Genomic DNA, 22,937 nt, shown 5'->3' on the forward strand with positions numbered 1-22,937 from the left:
CTTTGTTAATTTACTTCTATTATATGAAACCCATTAAGAAAGTGCTATCAATATAAAAAAGCATGACAGCGTTTAGAACTGTCATGCTTACAAGATTTATGCTAATTCGTCTTCTACTTCACCATGTGATGAAAGTAAACCGAAGATATAGAATAGCACACCCATTGTGACAAGAGCGATGATACCTGAGATCCAACTACCTGTCACATCGTGTAATAAACCGATCAAGAATGGTCCAATGGCTGCGACAAAGTAACCAATAGATTGACCAAAGCCTGATAAGGCAATACTGCCATCGCTTGTACGTGCACGGATTGAGAAGAATGTCATACACAAACTAAATCCAGAGCCCATACCAAAGCCGGCTAAAATCATACCGATGATTAATAATGTGAATGATTGTGAGAAGAAGAGTGCGAATCCGATAATAAAGAATGCGGATACGATCGTCACTAATAATTTTTGGTTCTTCATACGTGATGCCAAGATAGGGAAGATAAATGTCATCGGTACTTGTGCGAATTGGTTCAACATTAACAAGTAACCTGCAGTCGATTGATCTACCCCTCTATCTACTAAAATAGAAGGCACCCATGCGACCACTGTATAGAAGATCATGGATTGGAAGCCCATCATAAATGCGACCATCCATGCCAGTTTAGAACGGCTGATTTTAAATAATTTCTTTTCTTCTTTAGCCGCTTCAGCCAACATCGCTTTCTCTTGTTTCGTCCCTGACAACATTTGCGGAATCCATAAGATAATTGCGATAATCGCAAATAATAGCCAGAAAGCTAACGATAGACGGTATGTACCCGCTTCAGATAATGGGAAGCTTAAGCCGCCTCCTAAACCTGCAGTAAAGTTCATTGTACCGCTGTACAAGCCTGTCATAAGGCCAATTTGAAGTGGGAATTTCCATTTAACATAACTTGGCAGTACCACGTTACCAAAGGCAATACCAACACCTAATAATACTGTACCAAGAATGAAAACCGGGAATCCGCCTGAGACACGGACAATTAAAGCAATAATGACTAAAATCGTAGAGAAGAAGACGGTTTTAGACATCGTCAAACGTGAGGATACTTTAGATACAAACGGTGATACAATACCGAAAATCAACAACGGAATCGTCGTTAAAATACCTGCAACACTGTTATTGATAGATAATGCATCTTTAATTTGATCAATGACAGGACCCACTGACGTTAATGGTGCACGTAACGTCGAAGCCACAAAGACCATTGCGAGTACTATAAGCCATGAATCTCTTAAGCTATGCTTTTGATAGAGACCCTCCTGTTCCATAAGCTCACCCTTTCTTTATTTTATTTATGTTTTTTCTAAATAAAGAGAGAGGCAGGACAGAACCGAATCTCCCCACCTCATTGAATTAACTTTATTCTATGTCTTTCAAACTATCTATGCAAGTTCAGGCGCAGAATTTCCTCATCTCTTACATGTGAAAGACGTACTTAATTTATTTTGAAGTAATGCGTGTACCTGCATTGCCTTCTAAAGCATCAACAGCGTCTGCAAGTGAGCAGATAATCGCTTCTTTGCCTGTTTTTGCGAATTCAATCGCAGCTTGGATTTTCGGTAACATACTACCTGCTGGGAATTGACCTTCCGCAACATATTGTTCCGCTTCCTCAACTGAGATATTTTCTAATTTTTCTTCGTTTTCTTTACCGTAGTTGATATAAACGTTAGATACGTCCGTTAACATAATGAATGTATCAGCATTCACTTGTTCAGCTAATTTCAAGCCAGAACGGTCTTTATCAATAACCGCTTCTAAACCATGAATTTTACCGTCTTCATCACGATATACTGGGATACCGCCACCACCAGATGAAATCACAACTGTGTCTGTCATTAAGCGTTTAATCGCATCGACACCGTTGATTACCATTGGTTCAGGTGAAGGTACAACACGACGATAGCCGCGGCCAGCATCTTCAACCATTGTGAAACCTTGTTCTTGTTCCATGCGTTTTGCTTCTTCTTCAGAGAAGAACACACCGATTGGTTTCGTTGGATTGTCGAAAGCAGGATCATCTTTGCTGACTTCAACCATTGTTAATAATGACACCACATTTGAGTCGATACCGCGTTGATGCAAGTCATTTTTCAATGCACTTTCCATCATGTAACCGATGAAGCCTTGAGATTCAGCGTTACATACGTCAACTGGCATTGGTGAAACTTGGTCTTTCGCCGCTTCGTTTTGTACGATAATGTTACCCACTTGCGGTCCATTACCATGTGTCACCACAATTTTGTGTCCACTTTCTTTAATGTCGACCATTTTGCTAGCCGCATTTTTTACGTTGTTATATTGATTTTCAAACGTTGTTTCTTGGCCCGGTTGTAAAATTGCGTTACCGCCAAGTGCTAAAACAACATATTTACCCATTCTTCATTCACTCCTTCAATAAAGCTATAGACATACCATAAAGTGTGTCTTTACCTGATGATGAGCCTACTTGGAGAAGTTTATCTAACGTCGACTTAGAGGCATCTTCCATCAAATCAGTTAATTTAGAACTAAAGATATGGTTAACCGCATATTTCAAAAAGGTTTGGCTGACCAATGTCGTTAAAGGGGCTTCAACCATTTGTTCAATGACTGGCATTTGTTCATCCGCAATAAATGGTCTTATATAATGCACGAACAACATACCTACTAACATATCATCGCCTGATGGTGTCAAACCTTGTCCTCGACCTATTAAATAACGTAATTCAGTCTTCGCATCTCCATGTGGGTTTGACAATGCATCATAAATGCGATGCATTTGATTAAGGTTGAAATCTCCATCCGCATATTCACTGAAATCAAAGGATTGAATACTTTCCTTTAATTGATTCAAATAAACCGCTTCAAAATTTTGACTCGCTTTAAATGAATCGACATTGATATTTAGTTGCAGATTGCGATCAAACGCTAAAGCACGCGGATGTACTTTTAACGTTTGACCCACCTGAATCGATTGTAGTAATCGATCTCTGGTGAATACATCAACTACAACTCCGAATGGAAACATGCCATTCTCCGTGGTACCGATAAAGATGAGGTTGTCATCTTTATCCACCACATTGAAACCTTTGTTAAAGCAGCTGTGCACTTTAAGTTCTGGTGTATGATTCAAGATTCTGCTTGCACTTTCGCCAATGGCTTGTGCTGTGAGAATCATCCATTAAATCCTAATTTTTCAGCATATGCTGTGATTGCTTTTTCGAAGCATTCGATTGGTGGATGCACTGTACCTGCACCGATTTGACCGAAGCCGGCAATTTTGTGTGCGATACCTGTGTTGATTACTGGTGTGATACCTTTTTCAACAACTAAACGTGCATCGATACCTAAGCAAGCCCCTTTAAAGTCCCAAGTCGGGATAGAGAAGTTAGGGTTCTCGCCGATACAAATTTCAGTCATTTCGTCTGAAGTTGCTAGGGCATCATTGAAGCCGCCAGTACCAACGAAACGTGTAACTGCAGGTGCTGCGATCATAGCCATACCGCCGACACCGATTGTTTCAGTGATTGCTGAGTCACCGATATCAGGGTTCGCATCGTCTGCTGAATAACCAGTGAAGTATAAACCTTGTGGTGTATTCACAGGTGCTGTGAACCATTCGTCACCCATACCAGCGATACGGATACCGAAGTTTTCACCGTTACGGCACATTGCTGTAACGATTGTACCGTGTTCGATTTGACGTGCAGCATCCATCATTGCTTTACCTGTTGCCATCGCAACGTTTAAGAAGAATTGGTCAGTGTCTGCTAAGAACTGAATAACTTCTGTACGTTTTTCAGGCTCAACATCTTCTAATTCTGAGATGATGGGTGCAACTTCTTTTAAGAATGCTAATGAAGCTGCAATGTTACGTTGGTGGAATTCGTCACCCATTGCGATTGCTTTCGCGATTAATACGTTCACGTTTAAGCCATCTTCCATTTGACGAATTGCTTTACCTAAGACTGGACCTAATACATCTTTCATCCAGTGCAGACGGTTAACAACTGTTTCATTATAAGCACCGAAACGTAATACTGCGCCGATACCTTCGTTCATTTGGCAATATGCTTCGTTGCCGCTTTCTCTGTTTTCAACAACCAATACAGGCATGTTCATTGTAGTGATACCGCCCATTGGTCCAACAGCATTCACATGGTGGCATGGAATGAACGTGATTTTATCATTTTCTAATAATTCACGCGCTTCGTCTTCATCTTTTGCCCAACCTTCGAATAAGATTGCACCAATGCAACCGCCTTTCATTGGATCAGTCATGTTTTCATACTTGATTGGTGGACCAGCATGTAATAAAACATGCTCTTTTAATTCAGGAATTTTATCTTTGGCAGGTACCACGTCAACTAGGAATGGTGCCGCCGCGATAATTTTGTCTATGACAGCTTGGTTTGCTTCATCAATTGTTTGGTAACCCATTATACAGACTCTCCTTCATAGTTGTTTAAGAATTGTAATACTTTCATTAATTTTTCATTTCCGCCAGCAACTGGTCTCCAGTTGAATTGAACAACATCTGCGCCGCTTTCATCAATCGCAGTCGCAAAGCTTTTTAGTCCAACGTTGATAACGCTTGGCGTTGTGTTGATTAATTGAAGTACTTTATCATCTACTGATAAATCAACTGGTGTTGCTTCGAATGATTCTTCTTTCAATTCTGGTTGTTCAGCTTTATGACCTGTTAATTCGATGGCTAAACGTACCATTTGATCGTTCGTTTCGCAGATTTGTGCACCTGCTGCTTCTAATGTTTTGATTTGTTGATCATAACTTTGTGGATCGTGTTGTGTACCTACAACAGTCGCAAGTACTGCGATGTCACGGCCATTTGCTTTTGCTTCGCTGATGATATCTTCAATTGCTGGTGCTAATTGACTTGCCATATCATCATGACTGCCGTAACCGATAACGTTATCTAACATAATGACTGCAGTGCTTTCATCATTTGCTGCTTCTTGTAATTTTTCAATACGTTTACCTGGATCGATCATTGGGTGAGGACGACCTTGTGTATACATGTCATCACCTAAGTCAATCACTTCATGGTTGCCGGCTTTGTATGTGTAGCCTTCAATTTTTTCTTCTGTTAAGCCATCGAATGCATCTTTAACAAGCATTGCTGCTTCACTTGCTAATGTACCGCCTGAATAGTAACCTTTGATACCATCTTGGCCATCTTTTAATGATGCTTTGATTGCTTTCGTTGCTGGTGTGAATTCAGGTTTTTCACCATTAGAAAGTTGAACTGATACACGTGCAGCTTCTTCTAAAGTATAAGCATGGTAAATGTTTGCTTCAGTGTAAGCTGGTTTATGACCTAAGAATAATGTCACAACTGGTTTGTCGATATTACGCAGCAAGTTTAATACTTTTTCTTCTACTTCTTTAGCTGGTGGTTTTGAAACAACTGTAATGACTTTAACAGTTGGATCTTGTGCTAACGCTTTGATGCTGTCCATCATTGTGATAGCGCCCACTTCTGTAGATAAGTCACGGCCGCCTGTACCGATAGCGTTCGTCACACCTTTGCCTTCACGGTCAACAATTGTAGTTACTTCTTGGATACCTGTACCTGATGCACCAACGATACCAATGTCACCTTTGTTAACGATGTTTGTGAAAGCTAATGGTAATGAATGGATAATACCTGTACCACAGTCAGGACCCATTACGAGTAAACCTTTGTCATGTGCCATTTCTTTCAAACGTACTTCGTCTTCTTTCGGTACGTTGTCACTGAACATGAACACGTGCAAGTTGTTTCTAAGTGCTGTTTCTGCTTCCATTGCCGCATATTGGCCAGGAACTGAAATCAACGCAAGGTTAGGATTGTTTGCTTTATCCAACGCTTGGTTCCAGTTTGAAACCTCTTGTTGTGATTCAGCTTTATCATCTTCGCCTTTACCTTTTAACTCGTCTTCAACTTGTTGATTCACTTCATCAACCATTGATTCATCATCTGTATCGACCATGATCACAATGTCATTTGGTTTCGCATCTTCTAATTCAGGTGTATCGAATCCTGAAGCTTTGAAGATGTCTTTGTTTGCGGGTGTCCCCATCATAATTGATACTTTATTAACGCCGTCCATTGCTGATAATTTGTTTGATAACAACATCAATACAATAGAGTCTTGATACGTATTCTCTTTAATGATTGTATATAACATAATAGTCCTCCATTATTATTCTGCAAATCTGTTTTTACCGTGATAACGGTCATAATGCACATCATCTGACTTCAAGTAGTCATAGATGTCATCCACAATTTCAATACCATCTTTGTCATAGCGTTCGCTGCGTAAACGACCACGTTCACCTGGATAGTAAACTTCGCCATAACCTTTTGCTGCGGGTTGTGCTTTCAACTCATCAATCATGGTTGAAAGTTGTTGTTTGAATTGTTTAGGGTCAGTGAAGTAAGCCGGGTTAATTACTACGTGTAATTGACCTAAATCTCTGCCTTTTGTTAAATCTTTATACATTGATGACACATGGCCGCCAAATGGTAAGCCAAGCAAGCTGCCTGATAAGATATCTACCATCATCATCAAGCCGTAGCCTTTAGGACCTGCGACAGGTACTAACGCGTGTACCGCTCTTGAATCTGTTGTCGGTTCACCATTTTCATCAACTGCCCATGTATCTGGAATAGATTGTCCTTTTGAACGTGCATCGAGTACTTTGCCCCATGCTTGAACAGTCGTTGCCATATCAAATGTGATGACACGATCATCATTTGTTGGCGCACTGAAAGCAATCGGGTTTGTGCCGAAGTAAGGTTCAGTACCGCCGAATGGAACAACCATCGGGTCAGATTGGCACATGCTGATGCCGACCATATCTTGGTCTGCAGCCATTTCTACGAAATAGCCTAGCGCACCACTGTGACTGATGTTTTTCACACCCACGACGGCAATCCCATTTTCTTTTGCCATCTCAATCGCTTTGTCCATTGCTTGTTTCGCTGCTTGATGGCCTGGGCCATTGTCGCCATGGAACACTGCAGAAGATGGACCTGTTTGTTCGAACTCGTAATTCGGGTGAGCATTAATACCACCCTTGGCAATACGCTCTGCATAATATTCAACACGTACTGCACCATGAGAATGAATACCGCGATGATCCGCGAATGTTAAAACATCTGAAACATCAGCTGCTGCATCTTCTTGCAGACCGGCTTTCATCAATTTATTTTTCATTAACGCATAAAGTTCTTTTTTTGTAACACGCATCACTAAAACCCTCCTGACTTTTTTGAAGATTCTTGCAATTTGGTAGTCTATAAAACTAAATAAAGAGCGATGCCGGTGCAATGACCAGCACCGCTCATTCAATTGAATTAGTAAACTTGGTCTGACTTCATGTAATCATAGATAGATTGTGGAATTGGAATACCTGATTCTTCGTATTTTGTTTCCACATCTTCTTGAATTTCACCTGGATAGTAGACTTGGTCAAAGCCTTTCGCTGGATCAATATCATGAAGTTCTTGGACCATTTGTTCCATTTGTGTTAAGAACTGGATTGATTACCAAATGGAATTGGCCAAGACGACGGTATGCGCTGTAATCTTCGTACATAGAAGACACATGCTGACCGAATGGTAAGCCAAGCAAGCTGCCTGATAGAATATCTACCATCATCATTAAGCCGTAACCTTTTGGTCCAGCTGCCGGCAACAATGCGCTGACTTTATATGGATCCGTCGTCGGTTCACCTTTATCATCCACAGCCCAAGTATCTGGGATAGAATGATTTTTTGAACGTGCGTCTAAGATTTTACCCCACGCTTGTACAGTTGTAGCCATATCAAAGACAATCGGTTTGCCATCTTTACGTGGTGCACCGAAAGCAATCGGATTCGTACCGAAGTAAGGTTTCGTACCTCCGAAAGGTACAACCATCGGATCTGATTGGCAGACACTTAATGACACTAAACCTGCTTTACCTGCCATTTGCGTGTAATAGCCAATCGCACCGCTGTGTCCCATTTCTTTGACACCTACTGCAGCAATGCCATGTGCTTTAGCCATTTTAATCGCTTCTTCCATCGCATGATACGCTGCATAATGGCCAACTGTATTATCTGCGTGATAGATACCTGTTGATTTTCCTGTTTGTTCAAATTTAATTTCTGGTTCTAAGTTGAATCCGCCTTTGGCTGTACGTTCTGCATAGTATTGCAAGCGCACGGCACCATGAGAGTGGATACCGCGTGCATCCGCAAATACCATTAACTCAGCGACTTTATCTGCATACTTGTCAGGCATACCTGCAAGCATAAGCTTCTCTTTAAATAATTGGCGTAATTCATCATAGCCAACATAAACTAAATTTTCTTCACTCATGATTTTAGAAACCCTCTCTTATAGTTCGATGTCACGGTTGGCATCTTTAGAGTAGATATATGCGAATGGTTCTTCTAAACCAACAGCATAAGTTGCTTGTGGAGCATAAGCGCCCATGAAGATATAGTCACCTTTGTCTACTGGTAACCATTCGTTATCTAAGTTGTACATACCGCGACCGCTTAATACGTAAGCACCGTGTTCTTGTACGTGTGTTTCAACATAACCATGTGAAGCACCTGGTTGGAATGATAAGATATGAATGTTCATGTCATATGCGATATCTTTTGGTAATAAGTCTTGTACTAATACTTCTTTCATACCTTCATATGGTTCTGCTTTCATTTCATTTACATTGCCAGATACAACTTCTGGTTTGTGACCTTCAAGTGGTTGGTAACGTTTTTTGTATAAGAATACGCGGCTGTCTTCGTTATTGTTGTTGTTTTCGAATTTCATGACTTGGTCAGCTGGTACATATAAGTAGCCGCCTTGTGATAATTCATATTTGTCATCGCCTGCATACGCATTGATGTTTCCGTATACCACATAGATGAATGTTTGGATACCGTCTCCGCCAAAGCCTTGTGTATTGCCGCCTTGATCTTTCAATGTTACTAGGTAGTCAACGAAACGTGCACCTAAACGTGGTGAACCTAAGATTGTAACGTCACAGTTTTCGAAACCTGGAACAACGTTATTCACTAAGCCATCTGGATCAATTACCGCATAATTGTCTTTTTTAATAACTGATCTTGACTCCAATAAACCTTCTCTATAACCTTGATTGTGATTTAAGTAACCCATGATTAAAATCTCCTTTACATTAATTATTCTTTGTAAGCTAATTCATATAAAACGTCTTTTAATACTTCGATTCCTTTTACTAAGTCTTCGATGTTTGTTTCTTCTTCAACGTTATGGCTGATACCGTTGATAGATGGTACGAACAACATTGCAGTCGGAACAAATTTCGCAAAGATTTGTGAATCATGTCCTGCTCCTGATGCCATAACTTTATATTGTTCATTACCCACTATTTGGTCAGCCGAATGTTCGATACGATCTACTAAACCTTTATCCATTAACACTGGTGCTTCGTCCATCCATAAATCAATGTCATAATCTAAGCCTTCTGACTCAGATACTGATTTAATCGTTTCAGTGATTTCATCAGCGAATTGATTTAATGCGTCTTGATCGATATGACGTGTATCAATGCTGAAGACAATTTCACCTGGTACCACGTTAACAGTGTTTGGTACAGGGTCCACTCTGCCGAAAGTCAATACTAACGGATCTCCGATTTCTCTTGCACGTTGTGTTAATTTAGAAGCGATTTCGCTGAATCCGACTACTGCGTCTTTTCTTAAGCCCATCGGTGTAGTACCTGCGTGGTTCGCTTCACCTTTTAACGTAATGGTATAGCGTTTTTGTCCAACAATACCATTGACAACGCCGATAGCTTTGTTTTCAGTTTCAAGCACTTTCCCCTGCTCGATATGCACTTCAACGAAAGCTTTAATATCATCATGTGTATGATCTTGTTTTCTGTAGTCAAAGCCTGAATCTCTCATCGCATCTTCAAAACGCACACCTTCTGCGTCTGCAATCTCTTCAACTTCTGATTTGTCTACAAGATTGAAGTAGTTTTTACTGCCCCAGAATGCGAATGGGAAGCGGCTGCCTTCTTCTTCAGCTAAAGCAAGTACTTCTAAAGAACGAAGGGGTTGACCATATTCTTCTTTTAGTGCTTTCATTGCTGTGACTGCAGCTAAGATTCCGTATTGACCGTCTAAATGACCGCCTTCAACAACTGTGTCAATATGAGAACCTGAAACAATTTTTTCTTCTGGATATTTGCTGCCTTCTAAACGGCCTGTTAAGTTGCCGATATCGTCGAAAGTTGCATCAAATCCAGCTGATTCTAATGTTTCTTTTAAAGCATGCACCGCTTGCTGCCATTCGTTTGAATAAAGCAAACGGGTAATTCCTCCACCAACCAAACCGCCGTAAGCGGTAAATTGCTTATCTAAAGCTTCAAAAGAGGAACGGATGTTCATATACAACAACTCCTTTTCATCTCATCATCTATTATAAATGTTTACTTTTGTTACTACATCCACAATTCCGACAATTAACAACCGCTGATTTATTCATTTTGTACAAATACGATAGATATAAGGTTTGGGATAATTATTTTGGGTAATTATGAATAAATTCCATACTTTTAACATTAACTAAAGGAGGTTCTTTTGTTGTCAGAAACAAAACACATTACAACCCAAGACCAATTTCAATTAACACAAATCATCACACCCGCTCAAAATGAACCTAAAGGGATCGTGCTTTACTTTCATGGCGGCGGTTTAATTTTCGGACAACCTGATGATTTACCACAAGCCTATGTGGATTTACTCACTGAAGACTTCACAATGATTTCTGCAGATTATCGACTTGCACCTGAAAGCAATATAGACACAATCATTGAAGATGCTTTAACACAATTTGATAACGTTAAAGCGAATCATCCAGACTTGCCGATTTTCTTATTTGGACGTTCTGCCGGTTCATTCTTATCTTTGATTGTTGCTTCTAAAAGAGAAGTACAAGGTATTCTTGATTTCTATGGTTACAGTCGTTTCCATGTCCCTCAATTCTTACGTGCGAACCCGCAATACAAGGCCATGTCCCAACAAATCACACCAGAATTATTCAACAATATGATTCAAAAGGAACCCTTAACACAAGGTGATTTGCAGACACGTTATCTCATTTACCTTTATGCACGTGGCCAAAACCAGTGGCTGAAATTACTCGGCATTCAACAATCTACAGATGCAGCTTATAATATTGCACCGAAAACACTCCAAACATTTCCGCCTACATTTATCGTGCATGGCAAACAAGATCCAGATGTGCCCTTCGGTGAAGCACAGCACTTAGACCGCAATATTCCAAACACAAAATTCATTGCCTTTGACAATAAAGACCACGATTTCGATCGTGAAGTAAACGACTTCAATTTAGATATTTATCAACAAGCTCAATCATTCTTATTAAATCTTGTTTAAAGACGACAAGAGGCCTCCGAACCATTCAGTTCGGAGGCCTCTTTTGATGCTTATATCATAAGCACATCTATTTAACCAAGACTTAGATAAATTCACCACGGAAGTCGTTAGAAACACCGTCTTCAAGACTATAAGTTTCTTCACCGCGTAAAATTGTTTTCGCAACTTGCGCGTTGATTGTACGACCTACATAAGGACTTAATTTATTGCGGTACTCTAAATCTTCAGCTTGTAATGTGTAAGAAGATTCTGGTTTGATGAAGACGAAGTCTGCATCTTTACCAACTGAGATACTACCTTTGTTTTCTAAGCCGAAACGTTTTGCAGGTTCTGTCGCAATGATTTCAGCGAAACGTTTCAATGATAAATTACGTTTTTGAACACCTTCATCAAATAATACATCCACGTTATTTTGGATACCTGCGATACCGCCCCATGCTTCAAATGCATTGTCAGTATCTTTTAAGTCAGGTGTACTTGGTGAATGGTCAGATGTTACAAAGTTGATGTCACCATTGATAACACGTTCCCACATACCTGGTAAACGTGATTCTTCACGGATTGGTGGTGAACATTTTACAACTGGACCAATGTCATCTAATTCTTCTTTGTAGAAGTATAGATAGTGTGTACATGTTTCGCATGTCACATCGACACCTTCTTGTTGTGCTTTCACAATTTCATCAACGCCTTCTTCACATGCTACGTGAACGATGTGTAAGCGGCATCCTGTTTCTTTCGCGAATAAAATCAATTTACGGATAGGCTCAACTTCTGTAAATACAGGTCTTGAATCTACATAAGCTGCTAATGATGTTTCGCCGTTTTTATAAGCGATTTCGCCTAAACGGTCAGTAATATCAGCGTTTTCTGCGTGTACAGATAAAATCTTGCCTGTTTTCGCAATTTGTTTCATACCTTCGTAAAGAGAGTAATCATCAACGTTTTCGAAGTCGCCTTCGATTGAACGATCACCACAAGTAGCTAGGAAAGCTTTGTAAGCCACAACGCCTTCTTCGTCTAACTCTTGGATGCCGCCGTCTAAGTTATAAGGTACTAAACCGCCATAACTTGCTACGTCAGCTGATAGTTTACCTTTACCTGCGTCAAATTTTTCTTGGATTGAAGCTCTGTCAGTTGTTGCTGGTACTTGGTTTAAAGGCATTTCAACGATTGAAGTAACGCCGCCTTTAGCAGCACCTTTCAATCCTGTTTCATAACCTTCCCAACCATCACGGTATCCGCCGCCTGGTTCTGTAATATGCACGTGTGCATCTACCATACCTGGCGCAACGATTTGACCTTTTGCGTCGATTTCTTTTTCTGCTTCACCTAAATCATGACCAATTGCTGCAATTTTACCGTCTTTAACGGCTACTTCTACTTCTTGTTCGCCTTCGTCTAAAATAACACGACCATTTTTAATTAATAAATCATATTTCATTAGCTTTCTCTCCTTTATCCTTTTTAAATTTCTTTTCAATCACATATAAAATGATGTAAGAAACGCCTGCGATGATAAATCCGATAAACCAAGAGAAGTCAGAAATAACTTGGAATTTCGGAATGAAACCTAATAGTGAGAATACAACACCTAAAATCGTTGCCGCATATGCAGAGAAGTTAAATCTCAATCCGCCATGATGCGGGTCGTTCAAGTCAAAGTATAATCTTTCAATGTCAACTTTACATCTGTTAATTAAGTAGAAGTGTACGATTAACACACCTGAAACAGGTCCTAAAATCGCACCGATCATGTTTAAGAAAACGAAAATACTATCTTCATTTTCCATTAATTTCCAAGGCATAATCAAAATACTAATCACAGAAGCTAAAATCACACCACGGCGATAGTTAATCCATTTCGGCATCAATACACTTAATTGGTATGCTGCTGGAATGATATTACTTGTCGCGTTCGTAGAAATTGTTGTCATCAATAATACACCTGTTGCAATTAAGATTGCCCAGATACTATCCCAGTGATTGATAATAGTTAGAATGTTCCATTCTTGATGACCTAAGAAGATAGAACCACCAATAATGATAAACACACTACTGAATGCGAACAATAAGTGCGCAACTACAATACCAGAAACTTGACCTACAATTTGTGAACGTGTTGAAACTGCTTTTTGTGTAAAGTCAGAAACACTTGAACCTGGTCCAGCCCATACACCCATCATTGAGTTGAAAATTAAGATGAATGATAAGATGGCTGGATAAATGACACCAGTTGATTTTGTAGTGATTTCATAGTTCATGATGTTGTCCCAGCCGCCGGCAACCATGAATCCCCAGATTGCCATACCGCCGAATACGATATAAATTAACGGGTTTAAAACTGCAGTGAATTTATTTAATGTTTCACCGCCGCCGATACCGATCGCAAAGTTAATAGCCCAGAACACTAAAAATGCGATTAAACCAGGTATCGTGATACCTAAAATTGTCGTTCCATTACCAAGATGCTCGAACCCCGGGAAGATCTTAATAAGCAAAATAAGTAATGCTTGTGAGCCTGCGAAGGTTTGTAATCCGAACCATCCAATACCCGCAATTACACCACGTAACACACCAGGAAGCTTTGCCCCGATGTCTCCGTAAGTTTGACGTAACTGCATCGCAAATGGAATGCCGTACTTAGAACCTGCATAACCGTTAACGGCAAGTAATGCTGCAATGATAAACGAACTGAAAATCAATGCGAAGATAACTTGTAACGGCGAAAGCCCTAGTAGCAAAAATCCGCCTACGGCTGTATAGTTTGGAATGTTATGGACAGCCCCCATCCAAAGGGTAAAGAAGTTAAATGTTGATGTATTCCTTTGGCTGCCAGTTTTCGGCATAACATCCTTGTTATAGCCTCTGCGTTCAAAGAAAGCCGCATCATGAATGCCGCTTTGCGCTTGCCCCTGTTTCGTCATTTGTATATCTCCTTTGAGTTGGAATAAATAATGACTATACGTATAATCTTTACTTAAAATTTTACAGTGAGTGGAAACGTTTTTCTTTGTGCAGTTTGACAGTAATTTTTTATAAAATTATCGATTTCGAACAAATTATGTCATTTCATGTTAAAATTTATTTCAGTAGATGCAAATAACTAAGGTACAATAGTATTCATATATTTCTAATAGAAATTACATAAAGTGTTTAAGGGGAAGTTAAATGCTATTGAACAAGGTTGATAAAACAAAAAGTAAATTCACTTGTATAAATAAAGACCTTTGTCATAACATCTGAAATTGAACTACCAACTTTAAGGAAGGTGATTAAATGCCGACGTTGCAGGATATACTTGCTGCTCCGCGCTTTGCCGGATTGAAACTCATCAATGAACACGGGGATTTGAATAGGGATGTGCTCCATTTAGACATCACTGAGAATATTGATATTAAAGACTACACTGCTAAAGAGTCATTTATACTGACGACAGGATTATTGTTTAAAGATAATCAGCAAGGTTTAAAACAAATGATTAAAGAGTTGAATGACATTAATACTGCAGGGTTAGGTATTAAAACGTCACGTTATTTAAAACAGATTAATCAAGATGTGATTGATTATGCGAACCAATTAAAATTTCCACTCATTGAAATTTCTGATGAATGGAACTTAGGGGAAATCACAAGACAAATTTCAACATATATTTCAGATGAGCAGACAGCTAAGTTAAACTACGCCTTAAACATTCAAGAAGAATTGAACGATATGTTAATCAAAGGCTTCGGTGTCGAAACAATGATAGAAAGAATGAGCCGCATCTTAGGGGTTCCGGTTCTGTTATTCAATCCTTTCTATATGGTTGACTCTCAAAGCTGGCATTACCAACAAAACAAATTATTAAAACAACAACATATCAAATATTTCCTAGAATACTTACGTTCAAAAAATGCGAATACCATTACACGCAATCAAACTAAGTTCACCAATGATGTCGCCATTTTCAAAGTACAGGCGTATGCGTATTTCCCATATTATTTAATGGTATCGGATATTAATAAGTTGTCATATCCTTTCAGTTTATTAACGATCGAACAGATTGTGACGACATTAAGCTTTGCGATTTATAAAAATAAAAAAGTCGAAGAAGCTGAATCATTAGATATCAATCGCTTCTTCGAATCACTCATTACCAATCGTTCTGATCAATCTTTATCCGTTCATAACCACCCTATTCTTTTCGAACAATATGGCATCTATCCATCTGATTATTATCAAGTCATTATTTGTGCTATTGATCCTATGGATAATTTAGAAAACAGTCAGTACGTGGAAGAACGTTATCAATTTGTGTTCACTTGGTTAAAACATAAACTGACAGATTTAGATTCACGTATTAGCGTTTACAGTATGCCAAGCAATCGCCGATTTGCGATTTTACTGCAGTCTCAACACGAATACTATATAAATTACTTAAAACATATTCAAAAAGAGTATCATGAGTTCTTCGACAGCAGTATTTCATTTGGTATAGGAAATAAAGTCACAGAGTTCTCTCAATTATCCACATCATTTTTAGAAGCGAATGAAGCCTACGAAAGTGGTTTAGATAAAACGCGTAAAGCATTTATGAACTTCTATCAATCAAAAAGTATGAAAGAACTGCTGCAACTGATACCGCCAAGTAAATTAAAACCTTTCATTCAACATACTTTAGGTGATCTAGCCTATCCTAGTACTAAAAAAGATGAAGAATTGAAAGATACACTTAAAATCTATATGGATTATCAATGTGATATTACGAAAACAGCTAAAAAAATGTTTATTCACCGCAACACGGTCAAATACCGTATTAAAAATTGTGAAGAACTTTTAGGCTGTACTGTAGAAGATCCGTTCAACTCTTTAAACATTCGACTTGCATTATATGCATCAGAAGAAATACTATTTGATAAATAAGCCACTCACATTGCACACAGAACAGTTTAATAACTATCTATCAATCATAAACAAAACAGGGGGAGCTCCATGAATAGAGATACTGTCATGTCTCATTTAGACACGTTTAATAACTATGGTTTTAACACTGAAACAGGCGGCACAAACCGTATTGCCTTTCGCCACGCCGAACGTTTAGCCGCTTTGAAATTCTCAATGTTGTGCCGCGAAGCAGGATTAGAAGTCCGCTTCGACTACTTCGGCAATGTCATCGCAAGAAGAGAAGGCAAACAACCGGATTTACCGCCGGTCATGATTGGCTCACACATTGACACAGTGAAAGACGGCGGTCGTTACGACGGCTTGCTTGGTGTCGTTGCTGCTTTACAACTCATGCTGCATTTGAACGAACACCAAATTGAAACAGATCATCCGATTGAAATTGTCGCATTTACAGCTGAAGAATCAGCACGTTTCAACACTGCGACACTAGGCAGTAAATACATGATCGGCCAATTATCACAAGATGATATGAAAGCCATTAAAGATAATGAAGGCAAAACATTATTCCAATTAGTCGATACATTGAAACAAAGCTTGCCTTCAGAACAAGATTTCTATCATCAAGGTGACTTAAAAGCTTCCTTAGAACTGCATATCGAACAAGGGCCTATCTTACAAAATAAACATAAAGACATTGGGATTGTGACACATATCGCAGCACCCCACCGTTTCAAAGTCAAACTGACAGGTGAAACCAGTCATTCAGGTTCAACACCGATGCCGATGCGTTATGATGCATTAACTGCCGCATCAGAAATCATTTTAAAGGTCGAATCAATTGCGCAAACATATCATAAGGCAGGCGTCGTTGCGACAGTCGGTCATTTAAACGCCTTTCCTAATATCATGAACGCTATCCCTGGTGATGTCACACTATTGATAGATATTCGAGGCAAAGAATTAGCGTCACGCGAACAAGTTGCGACAGAAGTACAACAAGCCATTACTGATATTACAGAACGTCGTCACATTCAAGCAGAGGTCGAAGACCTTGGTCAAGACACACCTGTAGGCTTAAATGCTGAAATGGCACAAATTACTAAAGATGTATGCAATCAACTTGGTTACAGTTACCGCTTCATGTTCAGCGGTGCCGGTCACGATTCAATGAACATGGCTTTAATCTGCCCTACCAGCATGATCTTTATCCCATGTAAGGACGGTATCAGCCATTCACCAAAAGAATCTGTTGAACCAGAAGAAATTGAAAAAGGTGTCCAAACACTCATTGATACTGTGATTGAAGTTGCGAAAGCAGACGTCAAACTACAATAATTGTAAAATAAAATGAACTGAATATAACATAATCAAAAGCAACCCGAGCGTAATTATCATGATTTCGCTCGGGTTTTATGTATAATAAAACAATAAATAGCAGACAACTTTCCATCTCGAACAGAACCTTAAATAACTAACAGAGGAGCACACAACATCTATGAATATTGGAAAACAACTCGTTCGCTTAAATCAATTACACGGTTATAACTACAGTACTTTAGCTGCACACACAAATATCAGTGAATACCAATTAAGACAATGCGAGAAAAACAATGCCCCTTTTAATTTCAATTTGATCTTAACTTTAAGTCGGTTTTTCAAAGTAAGAACCAGTTATCTAACAGACGACAACAAAGTCTATTCTAAATCTCATACAGTTCAACGCGGACATGTGTCTCTAAGCAACTATGACCTTCGTACACATGCACAACAATTTTACCAATCTGTATTTATCGCGAACTTTGTAGAATTCCAATTAAAGTTCGTCAAATCACCTTTAAAACTAATTTTAGGTACCCTATATGAAATAGAACAGCTTTACGACCAAGATAGCACTCCAATCGAATTCGTTAGAAGTGCTGCTGAAAAAGCACATGCATTACTGATGAAAGAGCCGTCGAATCTAAGATTATTATTTATGTTAGAAAGAGCAGGCGTATGTATATGTGAATCAAATATCAATAACGAAGCCAATCCTTTCAGTTTCTGGTCTGAAAAAGGTATGCCTTATATTGTTTTAACGCACAACAACGATTCTGCCGTACAAAGCATGTTTGATGTTGCGCATGAATTAGGTCATTTACTATTACATAAGCATATTCAATTTGATTTACTCACGCATGAAGAATATCAAGCGCTAGAACGTGAAGCAAATACCTTTGCCCTCTCATTTCTATTGCCTGAACAAGCATTTAGAGAAGATATGAAAAAGATAGCTCATCTATCTAATCCAGATGATTATCTACCTTTAAAACAGAAATGGTATGTCTCCATCAAAGTCATGGGCATGCGTGCTTATGAATTAGGCTTACTCACACCAGAACAATACAATATTTTTTGTCATGCGATTCAAGACAAACATTACGATAACGTTGAACCTTTGGATGATACACTCACACGCAGACATCCATTAAAAATAAATGCGCATTTAGAATACATGTTTGTACGCGAACTCATCACACCACAAAAATTTCTAGATACCTTAAAAGTAGAACCCGAATTTTTAACTCAGTTAGCCAACATCAATCAAAGTTTATTTGATAAATTCACTAAAAAAGAACCGAAAGAAATTCTACAATATGACTTCATTGATACGACAAATGAGCATTAACACGTTGATTGCTTCGATTCAATTCTCTTAAATTTTTTCTACTTCTTCATAAAATTATAAACAGGACGAAAATATCGCCCTGTTTATAATTTCGAAACCATTTTATCCCTGTTAAATGACTTCGCTAATAATATGAAAATAATGATGTTCAATACAATTAAAATGAGTCCGGCAATTAGAATCGTTTTGAAACCTAGAAGCATAATCCCGGAGGCTTGGGAAATGATTAAACCGATAATCGGTACGACTAGAAAGAGTGCCACACTTTGTGCAGATTTCATACTCTTTGCTTGGTTCGCAATCATCATGACCAGACATATTGAAAGAAAAGTAATTGACGGTATAATCACGATAATTAAAGATAACCAAGCACCATTAGGAAAAATCAATTGATGAAAATGTTGCCAACCAAATATATTGACAGATATACCGTAGAATATTACCGCGCCATACGTAATGATAATGGAAGGTATAAAAGATGCGATTACTTTCCCTAATAACATTTCTTTATCTGATAGTGGTGTATACAACAACCCTTCTAGTGTTTTATGTTCTCTTTCTCCTACAAAGCTATAACTTGCGGAAGCATTTGAAATAATGACTGGCATCAACAGAAAGAGCGGCATTAAGAAATACATCAATACAATGTAAATTATAAGATGTGCCGTTGATACATCAGCTGGTAAATCAACAGTCTTCAACTGCTTGATGGATGTTTCAAATTCACTTGGTAAATTGATTAAATCCACTTTCGTGCTGAACACAATTAATAAGTTTGGCAGTATGACACTAAAGAAGATAGCGATGAAAAGCATCGGATATAATGTGGATTTATCATACATCATTTCTAACAATTCTTTTTTAACTAATGCTTTAATACGGTGTGTATTCATCTTATAAAGCACCTACTTTCTTCGCATAAAGTTCTTGGAGTGAATGTTGGTACTTTGTTACTTCATATATTTTAATATTTTGTCTGATTAACACAGCAAGCACTTCAGAAATACCATGATAGGCATCCACTTTAACGATAAGTTGCTTTTCACTCGTTTCCATAAAATTCACAACGTCCAAAGCGGCTTGACTTAGTATCTGTTCAGCTTGTTTCGCATCTGATACTTTCAGATGAAATTCATGTGCAGGCCATTCTGCTTGTATGAGCTGTGAGGCTGGACCTTGTACTATAAATTTGCCTGCTTTCATAATGAAAATATTATCCGCAATTGATTCTAAACCTTGAAGTTGATGGGTACACATTAAGATGGTTGTACCTTGTGTTTTTGCCATTTGTTTTAGTAATTCAACGAATTGTTGTGCCGCAATGGGATCTAAACCTGAAGTCGGTTCATCTAAAATTAATAACTCAGGATTTGTCATCATTGCTCGAATTAACAATACCTTTTGTTTCATCCCTTTACTTAAAGCCCCTGCTTTAACTTGCATATGTGCTTGAATATCAAATACTTTTAATAAGTAGTTGCTGGTTTGATTAAAATCAGCTGCATTCAATCCATATAATTCAGCCCAAAACTTTAAATTTTGTGCTACTGTCAAATTTTCATAGAGCGCGCCATCATTTTGTACTGCCATCTTTTGTCTGACTTCATTAAAGTTCGGATGGTCTAACGATTCACTAAAGAGCGTTACCGTACCTTTATCTGGTTTTAATAAGCCCGTCATTAATTTGATCGTCGTTGTTTTTCCTGAACCATTCGGACCTAATATCGCATGGATTTTGCCTGTTTCTAACTCAAATGAAATATCTTGTATAACGTTTCTGCCCGCAAAGCTTTTAGATAGATGTTCTACTTTTGCAATCATGATGTTCTCCCTCTTTTCATATCAACTTGCGATCATCCGCTACTTCAATACAATAGTGAGTTTCACCACAATTTGGACAAGTTAATTTACGTGTTTTAAACGTATGATTTGCGAGCATCATTTGGCTTAATTTCGGTTTGAAGACCGTTTGACAATTAGGACAGACATAGCTGACACTTTGATAGTAATACGCAGTTAGACCTGCCGCACACAGCATTCTAAACGGAATGGCACGAGCCCAAATTTTCCAATCTTTGTGCGTGAATGCGCGTACTAAAGCACTGAGTTGATAACCGCCAATTGCCACTCCGGTCACTAACATATTGCGACGTATATGACGCATTTGATCCATACGTTCTGATAATTGTTCGAATTGTTGTGCGTTATCTAATATACCGAGATTATCGTTCCCTACTAGATCATCTAATTGATGCAGACGTGCTAATTGTTGCTTCGTTTGTGTTAATGTATTTTCTAATTCTACTTGTTTCTTTTTCAATAATACTTTTAACGTCGCATTGTCTTCTGACTCATTAAGAATATGATGAATTTCTTGAAGCGATACGCCCATACTTTTTAACAGGATAATGCTTTCTAATTTTGTTTTATCTTCTTCACTATAGAGTCTGCGTTTATGTTCCATGCGACTCGGTTCTAACAATCCTTTTTGATCATAATATTGAATCGTTCGTACTGATACATCACAAGCTTTGGCTAATTCACCTGTTGAATATTCCATGAGCATGGCCTCCCTACTTATTTTTATATTTATTCTACATCTCTAGCTTACGCTATAACGCTGCGTCATAAGCAAGTGTTTTCTTGAGAAAATACTATAAAGTCAGACTGCCGTCTGTCTTGTTCATCCTTGTCATGACGCGTGTTCGCGACTTTACAAAATTTTAATAGTTTCACACATGTTTTGTCTTTCAAGTTTTATAGTATAATGCTACACTTTAGACGTATACATATTAAAATAGATGCAAGCTATAAATTTTCTAATGAGGAAGGTACCTATTATGAAAGTATTGATTACAGGCGGGGCTGGTTTTATCGGTTCGCACATCGCAGAGAAATTTAACAACGAAGGCGGAGAAGTATTTATCGTAGATAACCTTTCTACAGGTAAACGAGAGAATATCCCATTTATAGATGATGATCACTTCTACCAAAATGATGTAAAAGACTTTGAATTGCTTGAAGAACTTGTGAAAGTACATCAATTTGATTTTGTCTTTCATTTAGCCGCAATGGTCAGTGTAGTAGAAACGGTAGACAAACCGGTCGAATCCAACGGAGATAATATTGATTCAACAATTCATTTATTAGAGGCAAACCGTCAACATAACCCGAATTTGAAAAAATTCTTATTCGCTTCTTCTGCAGCAATTTATGGTGACTTGCCAGATTTACCAAAATCAACAGACTCTAAAATTAATCCATTATCACCTTATGCTGTACAGAAATTCGCAAGTGAGCAATACGCAAAAATTTACCATTCACTGTATAACTTGCCGACCGTTTCTTTACGTTTCTTCAACGTGTATGGTCCAAGACAAAACCCAGAGTCAGATTACTCAGGTGTATTATCCATTTTAAATCAGAAATTCTTAAACAAAGCTGATTTCACTTTCTTTGGTGACGGTAAACAAACACGTGACTTTATTTACATTAAAGACTTGCTTTCAGCCATTTGGATTGTCTTGCATAATGAGGAAACAAACGGCAAAATTTATAATGCAGGAACAGGAGAGGCAACAGATTTATTAACCGTATTCAAAGCCTTCTCAGACTACTTCGGTTATGAAGTGAACTATTCATTTAAAGAGGAACGTGCAGGCGATATCAAACATTCACGTTCAGATGTATCCCCATTAAAAGCGTTAGGCTATCAACCTAACTATCCTGTATCTAAAGGAATTGCGGAATATCTAGCATATAATGAAAATTAATAAGCGCAAAAAAATTCCCAAGCGGCAATCGTTCGCTTGGGAATTTTTAGCATTTCAATTCATTAGGGTACTTATAAGAAATCAACTTCTATTCAGTATCTTACTATGACTGCCCCATTTTAAATATGTACAAATTAG

At 38.4% G+C, this 22,937-nt stretch carries 18 protein-coding genes and 1 pseudogene; 5 read left to right on the forward strand and 14 right to left on the reverse strand.

Features of this window, described 5'->3' with window-relative positions:
• Positions 1 to 96: 96 nt before the first annotated feature.
• The 9 genes and pseudogenes from ACFCT9_RS08055 to allC form a co-directional block, all read right to left on the reverse strand.
• Positions 97 to 1,311 (reverse strand): CynX/NimT family MFS transporter, encoded by a 1,215-nt coding sequence (locus tag ACFCT9_RS08055; protein WP_412518418.1) that lies wholly within the window; start codon positions 1,309 to 1,311, stop codon positions 97 to 99.
• Between the two features lie 172 nt (positions 1,312 to 1,483).
• Positions 1,484 to 2,422 (reverse strand): carbamate kinase, encoded by a 939-nt coding sequence (arcC, locus tag ACFCT9_RS08060; protein WP_412518420.1) that lies wholly within the window; start codon positions 2,420 to 2,422, stop codon positions 1,484 to 1,486.
• Positions 2,423 to 2,429: 7 nt separating this feature from the next.
• Positions 2,430 to 3,203, reverse strand: coding sequence for a DUF2877 domain-containing protein (locus ACFCT9_RS08065; RefSeq protein WP_412518422.1), 774 nt, complete (start codon positions 3,201 to 3,203; stop codon positions 2,430 to 2,432).
• Positions 3,200 to 4,465 carry a DUF1116 domain-containing protein gene (locus ACFCT9_RS08070; protein ID WP_412518424.1) on the reverse strand — a complete coding sequence of 422 codons (1,266 nt, stop codon included), beginning with the start codon at positions 4,463 to 4,465 and terminating at the stop codon, positions 3,200 to 3,202. The genes ACFCT9_RS08065 and ACFCT9_RS08070 overlap by 4 nt, the downstream gene beginning before the upstream one ends.
• Positions 4,465 to 6,216 (reverse strand): acyl-CoA synthetase FdrA, encoded by a 1,752-nt coding sequence (locus ACFCT9_RS08075; RefSeq protein ID WP_412518425.1) that lies wholly within the window; start codon positions 6,214 to 6,216, stop codon positions 4,465 to 4,467. The genes ACFCT9_RS08070 and ACFCT9_RS08075 overlap by 1 nt, the downstream gene beginning before the upstream one ends.
• A 15-nt stretch (positions 6,217 to 6,231) precedes the next feature.
• On the reverse strand, positions 6,232 to 7,281 hold the full coding sequence (gene allD / locus ACFCT9_RS08080; protein WP_412518426.1) for an ureidoglycolate dehydrogenase: 1,050 nt from the start codon (positions 7,279 to 7,281) through the stop codon (positions 6,232 to 6,234).
• Positions 7,282 to 7,388: 107 nt separating this feature from the next.
• A pseudogene (gene allD, locus ACFCT9_RS08085) lies at positions 7,389 to 8,397 on the reverse strand (ureidoglycolate dehydrogenase).
• A gap of 18 nt (positions 8,398 to 8,415) precedes the next feature.
• Complete coding sequence (allE, locus tag ACFCT9_RS08090; protein ID WP_412518428.1) at positions 8,416 to 9,204, reverse strand: (S)-ureidoglycine aminohydrolase; 789 nt, start codon at positions 9,202 to 9,204, stop codon at positions 8,416 to 8,418.
• A gap of 23 nt (positions 9,205 to 9,227) precedes the next feature.
• Positions 9,228 to 10,460, reverse strand: coding sequence for an allantoate deiminase (allC, locus tag ACFCT9_RS08095; protein WP_412518430.1), 1,233 nt, complete (start codon positions 10,458 to 10,460; stop codon positions 9,228 to 9,230).
• 195 nt (positions 10,461 to 10,655) lie between these two features.
• Between allC and ACFCT9_RS08100 the strand changes: the two genes are divergently transcribed.
• Positions 10,656 to 11,471, forward strand: coding sequence for an alpha/beta hydrolase (locus tag ACFCT9_RS08100; protein ID WP_412518432.1), 816 nt, complete (start codon positions 10,656 to 10,658; stop codon positions 11,469 to 11,471).
• Between the two features lie 82 nt (positions 11,472 to 11,553).
• Here the strand turns inward: ACFCT9_RS08100 and allB are convergent, their stop codons facing one another.
• Both allB and allW read right to left on the reverse strand, forming a co-directional pair.
• Positions 11,554 to 12,915, reverse strand: coding sequence for an allantoinase AllB (gene allB / locus ACFCT9_RS08105; protein ID WP_412518434.1), 1,362 nt, complete (start codon positions 12,913 to 12,915; stop codon positions 11,554 to 11,556).
• Entirely contained in the window at positions 12,905 to 14,398 is a 1,494-nt protein-coding gene (gene allW, locus ACFCT9_RS08110; protein WP_412518436.1) for an allantoin permease, read from the reverse strand. Before allW ends, allB begins: the two co-directional genes overlap by 11 nt.
• A 352-nt stretch (positions 14,399 to 14,750) precedes the next feature.
• On the opposite strand from allW, the gene ACFCT9_RS08115 reads away from it, so the two are divergent.
• The 3 genes from ACFCT9_RS08115 (at position 14,751) to ACFCT9_RS08125 (ending at position 19,026) form a co-directional block, all read left to right on the forward strand.
• The gene (locus ACFCT9_RS08115) at positions 14,751 to 16,376 is read left to right on the forward strand and encodes a PucR family transcriptional regulator (RefSeq protein WP_412518438.1); all 1,626 of its coding nucleotides are present in this window, start codon (positions 14,751 to 14,753) and stop codon (positions 16,374 to 16,376) included.
• A gap of 69 nt (positions 16,377 to 16,445) precedes the next feature.
• Positions 16,446 to 17,693: a Zn-dependent hydrolase gene (locus tag ACFCT9_RS08120; RefSeq protein ID WP_412518439.1), complete on the forward strand. Its 1,248-nt coding sequence runs from the start codon at positions 16,446 to 16,448 to the stop codon at positions 17,691 to 17,693.
• Between the two features lie 160 nt (positions 17,694 to 17,853).
• A complete protein-coding gene (locus tag ACFCT9_RS08125; protein ID WP_412518441.1) occupies positions 17,854 to 19,026 on the forward strand; it encodes an ImmA/IrrE family metallo-endopeptidase in 1,173 nt (390 codons plus the stop codon).
• An 83-nt stretch (positions 19,027 to 19,109) separates the two neighbouring features.
• On the opposite strand, the gene ACFCT9_RS08130 is transcribed toward ACFCT9_RS08125, so the two are convergent.
• The 3 genes from ACFCT9_RS08130 to ACFCT9_RS08140 are packed head-to-tail and all read right to left on the reverse strand — an operon-like array spanning position 19,110 to position 21,586.
• Positions 19,110 to 19,919: an ABC transporter permease gene (locus ACFCT9_RS08130; RefSeq protein ID WP_412518443.1), complete on the reverse strand. Its 810-nt coding sequence runs from the start codon at positions 19,917 to 19,919 to the stop codon at positions 19,110 to 19,112.
• Position 19,920: 1 nt separating this feature from the next.
• Positions 19,921 to 20,847: an ABC transporter ATP-binding protein gene (locus ACFCT9_RS08135; RefSeq protein WP_412518445.1), complete on the reverse strand. Its 927-nt coding sequence runs from the start codon at positions 20,845 to 20,847 to the stop codon at positions 19,921 to 19,923.
• A 16-nt stretch (positions 20,848 to 20,863) separates the two neighbouring features.
• Positions 20,864 to 21,586 (reverse strand): MerR family transcriptional regulator, encoded by a 723-nt coding sequence (locus tag ACFCT9_RS08140; RefSeq protein ID WP_412518447.1) that lies wholly within the window; start codon positions 21,584 to 21,586, stop codon positions 20,864 to 20,866.
• A gap of 280 nt (positions 21,587 to 21,866) precedes the next feature.
• Between ACFCT9_RS08140 and ACFCT9_RS08145 the strand changes: the two genes are divergently transcribed.
• The gene (locus ACFCT9_RS08145; protein WP_412518449.1) at positions 21,867 to 22,799 is read left to right on the forward strand and encodes an NAD-dependent epimerase/dehydratase family protein; all 933 of its coding nucleotides are present in this window, start codon (positions 21,867 to 21,869) and stop codon (positions 22,797 to 22,799) included.
• Positions 22,800 to 22,937: the final 138 nt, after the last annotated feature.

This window comes from Staphylococcus simulans (assembly GCF_047037175.1).
Taxonomy (GTDB): Bacteria; Bacillota; Bacilli; order Staphylococcales; family Staphylococcaceae; genus Staphylococcus; species Staphylococcus simulans_C.

Excerpts from the sequence above, each read along its gene's own strand:
- ACFCT9_RS08065 (WP_412518422.1), bottom strand. The coding sequence starts at position 3,203 with ATGATTCTCACAGCACAAGCCATTGGCGAAAGTGCAAGCAGAATCTTG.
- allC (WP_412518430.1), bottom strand. The coding sequence starts at position 10,460 with ATGAACATCCGTTCCTCTTTTGAAGCTTTAGATAAGCAATTTACCGCT.
- allB (WP_412518434.1), bottom strand. The coding sequence starts at position 12,915 with ATGAAATATGATTTATTAATTAAAAATGGTCGTGTTATTTTAGACGAA.
- ACFCT9_RS08135 (WP_412518445.1), bottom strand. The coding sequence starts at position 20,847 with ATGATTGCAAAAGTAGAACATCTATCTAAAAGCTTTGCGGGCAGAAAC.
- ACFCT9_RS08125 (WP_412518441.1), top strand. The coding sequence starts at position 17,854 with ATGAATATTGGAAAACAACTCGTTCGCTTAAATCAATTACACGGTTAT.
- ACFCT9_RS08075 (WP_412518425.1), bottom strand. The coding sequence starts at position 6,216 with ATGTTATATACAATCATTAAAGAGAATACGTATCAAGACTCTATTGTA.
- ACFCT9_RS08130 (WP_412518443.1), bottom strand. The coding sequence starts at position 19,919 with ATGAATACACACCGTATTAAAGCATTAGTTAAAAAAGAATTGTTAGAA.
- ACFCT9_RS08120 (WP_412518439.1), top strand. The coding sequence starts at position 16,446 with ATGAATAGAGATACTGTCATGTCTCATTTAGACACGTTTAATAACTAT.
- ACFCT9_RS08145 (WP_412518449.1), top strand. The coding sequence starts at position 21,867 with ATGAAAGTATTGATTACAGGCGGGGCTGGTTTTATCGGTTCGCACATC.
- allW (WP_412518436.1), bottom strand. The coding sequence starts at position 14,398 with ATGACGAAACAGGGGCAAGCGCAAAGCGGCATTCATGATGCGGCTTTC.
- allD (WP_412518426.1), bottom strand. The coding sequence starts at position 7,281 with ATGCGTGTTACAAAAAAAGAACTTTATGCGTTAATGAAAAATAAATTG.
- ACFCT9_RS08055 (WP_412518418.1), bottom strand. The coding sequence starts at position 1,311 with ATGGAACAGGAGGGTCTCTATCAAAAGCATAGCTTAAGAGATTCATGG.
- allE (WP_412518428.1), bottom strand. The coding sequence starts at position 9,204 with ATGGGTTACTTAAATCACAATCAAGGTTATAGAGAAGGTTTATTGGAG.
- ACFCT9_RS08140 (WP_412518447.1), bottom strand. The coding sequence starts at position 21,586 with ATGGAATATTCAACAGGTGAATTAGCCAAAGCTTGTGATGTATCAGTA.
- ACFCT9_RS08070 (WP_412518424.1), bottom strand. The coding sequence starts at position 4,465 with ATGGGTTACCAAACAATTGATGAAGCAAACCAAGCTGTCATAGACAAA.
- arcC (WP_412518420.1), bottom strand. The coding sequence starts at position 2,422 with ATGGGTAAATATGTTGTTTTAGCACTTGGCGGTAACGCAATTTTACAA.
- ACFCT9_RS08115 (WP_412518438.1), top strand. The coding sequence starts at position 14,751 with ATGCCGACGTTGCAGGATATACTTGCTGCTCCGCGCTTTGCCGGATTG.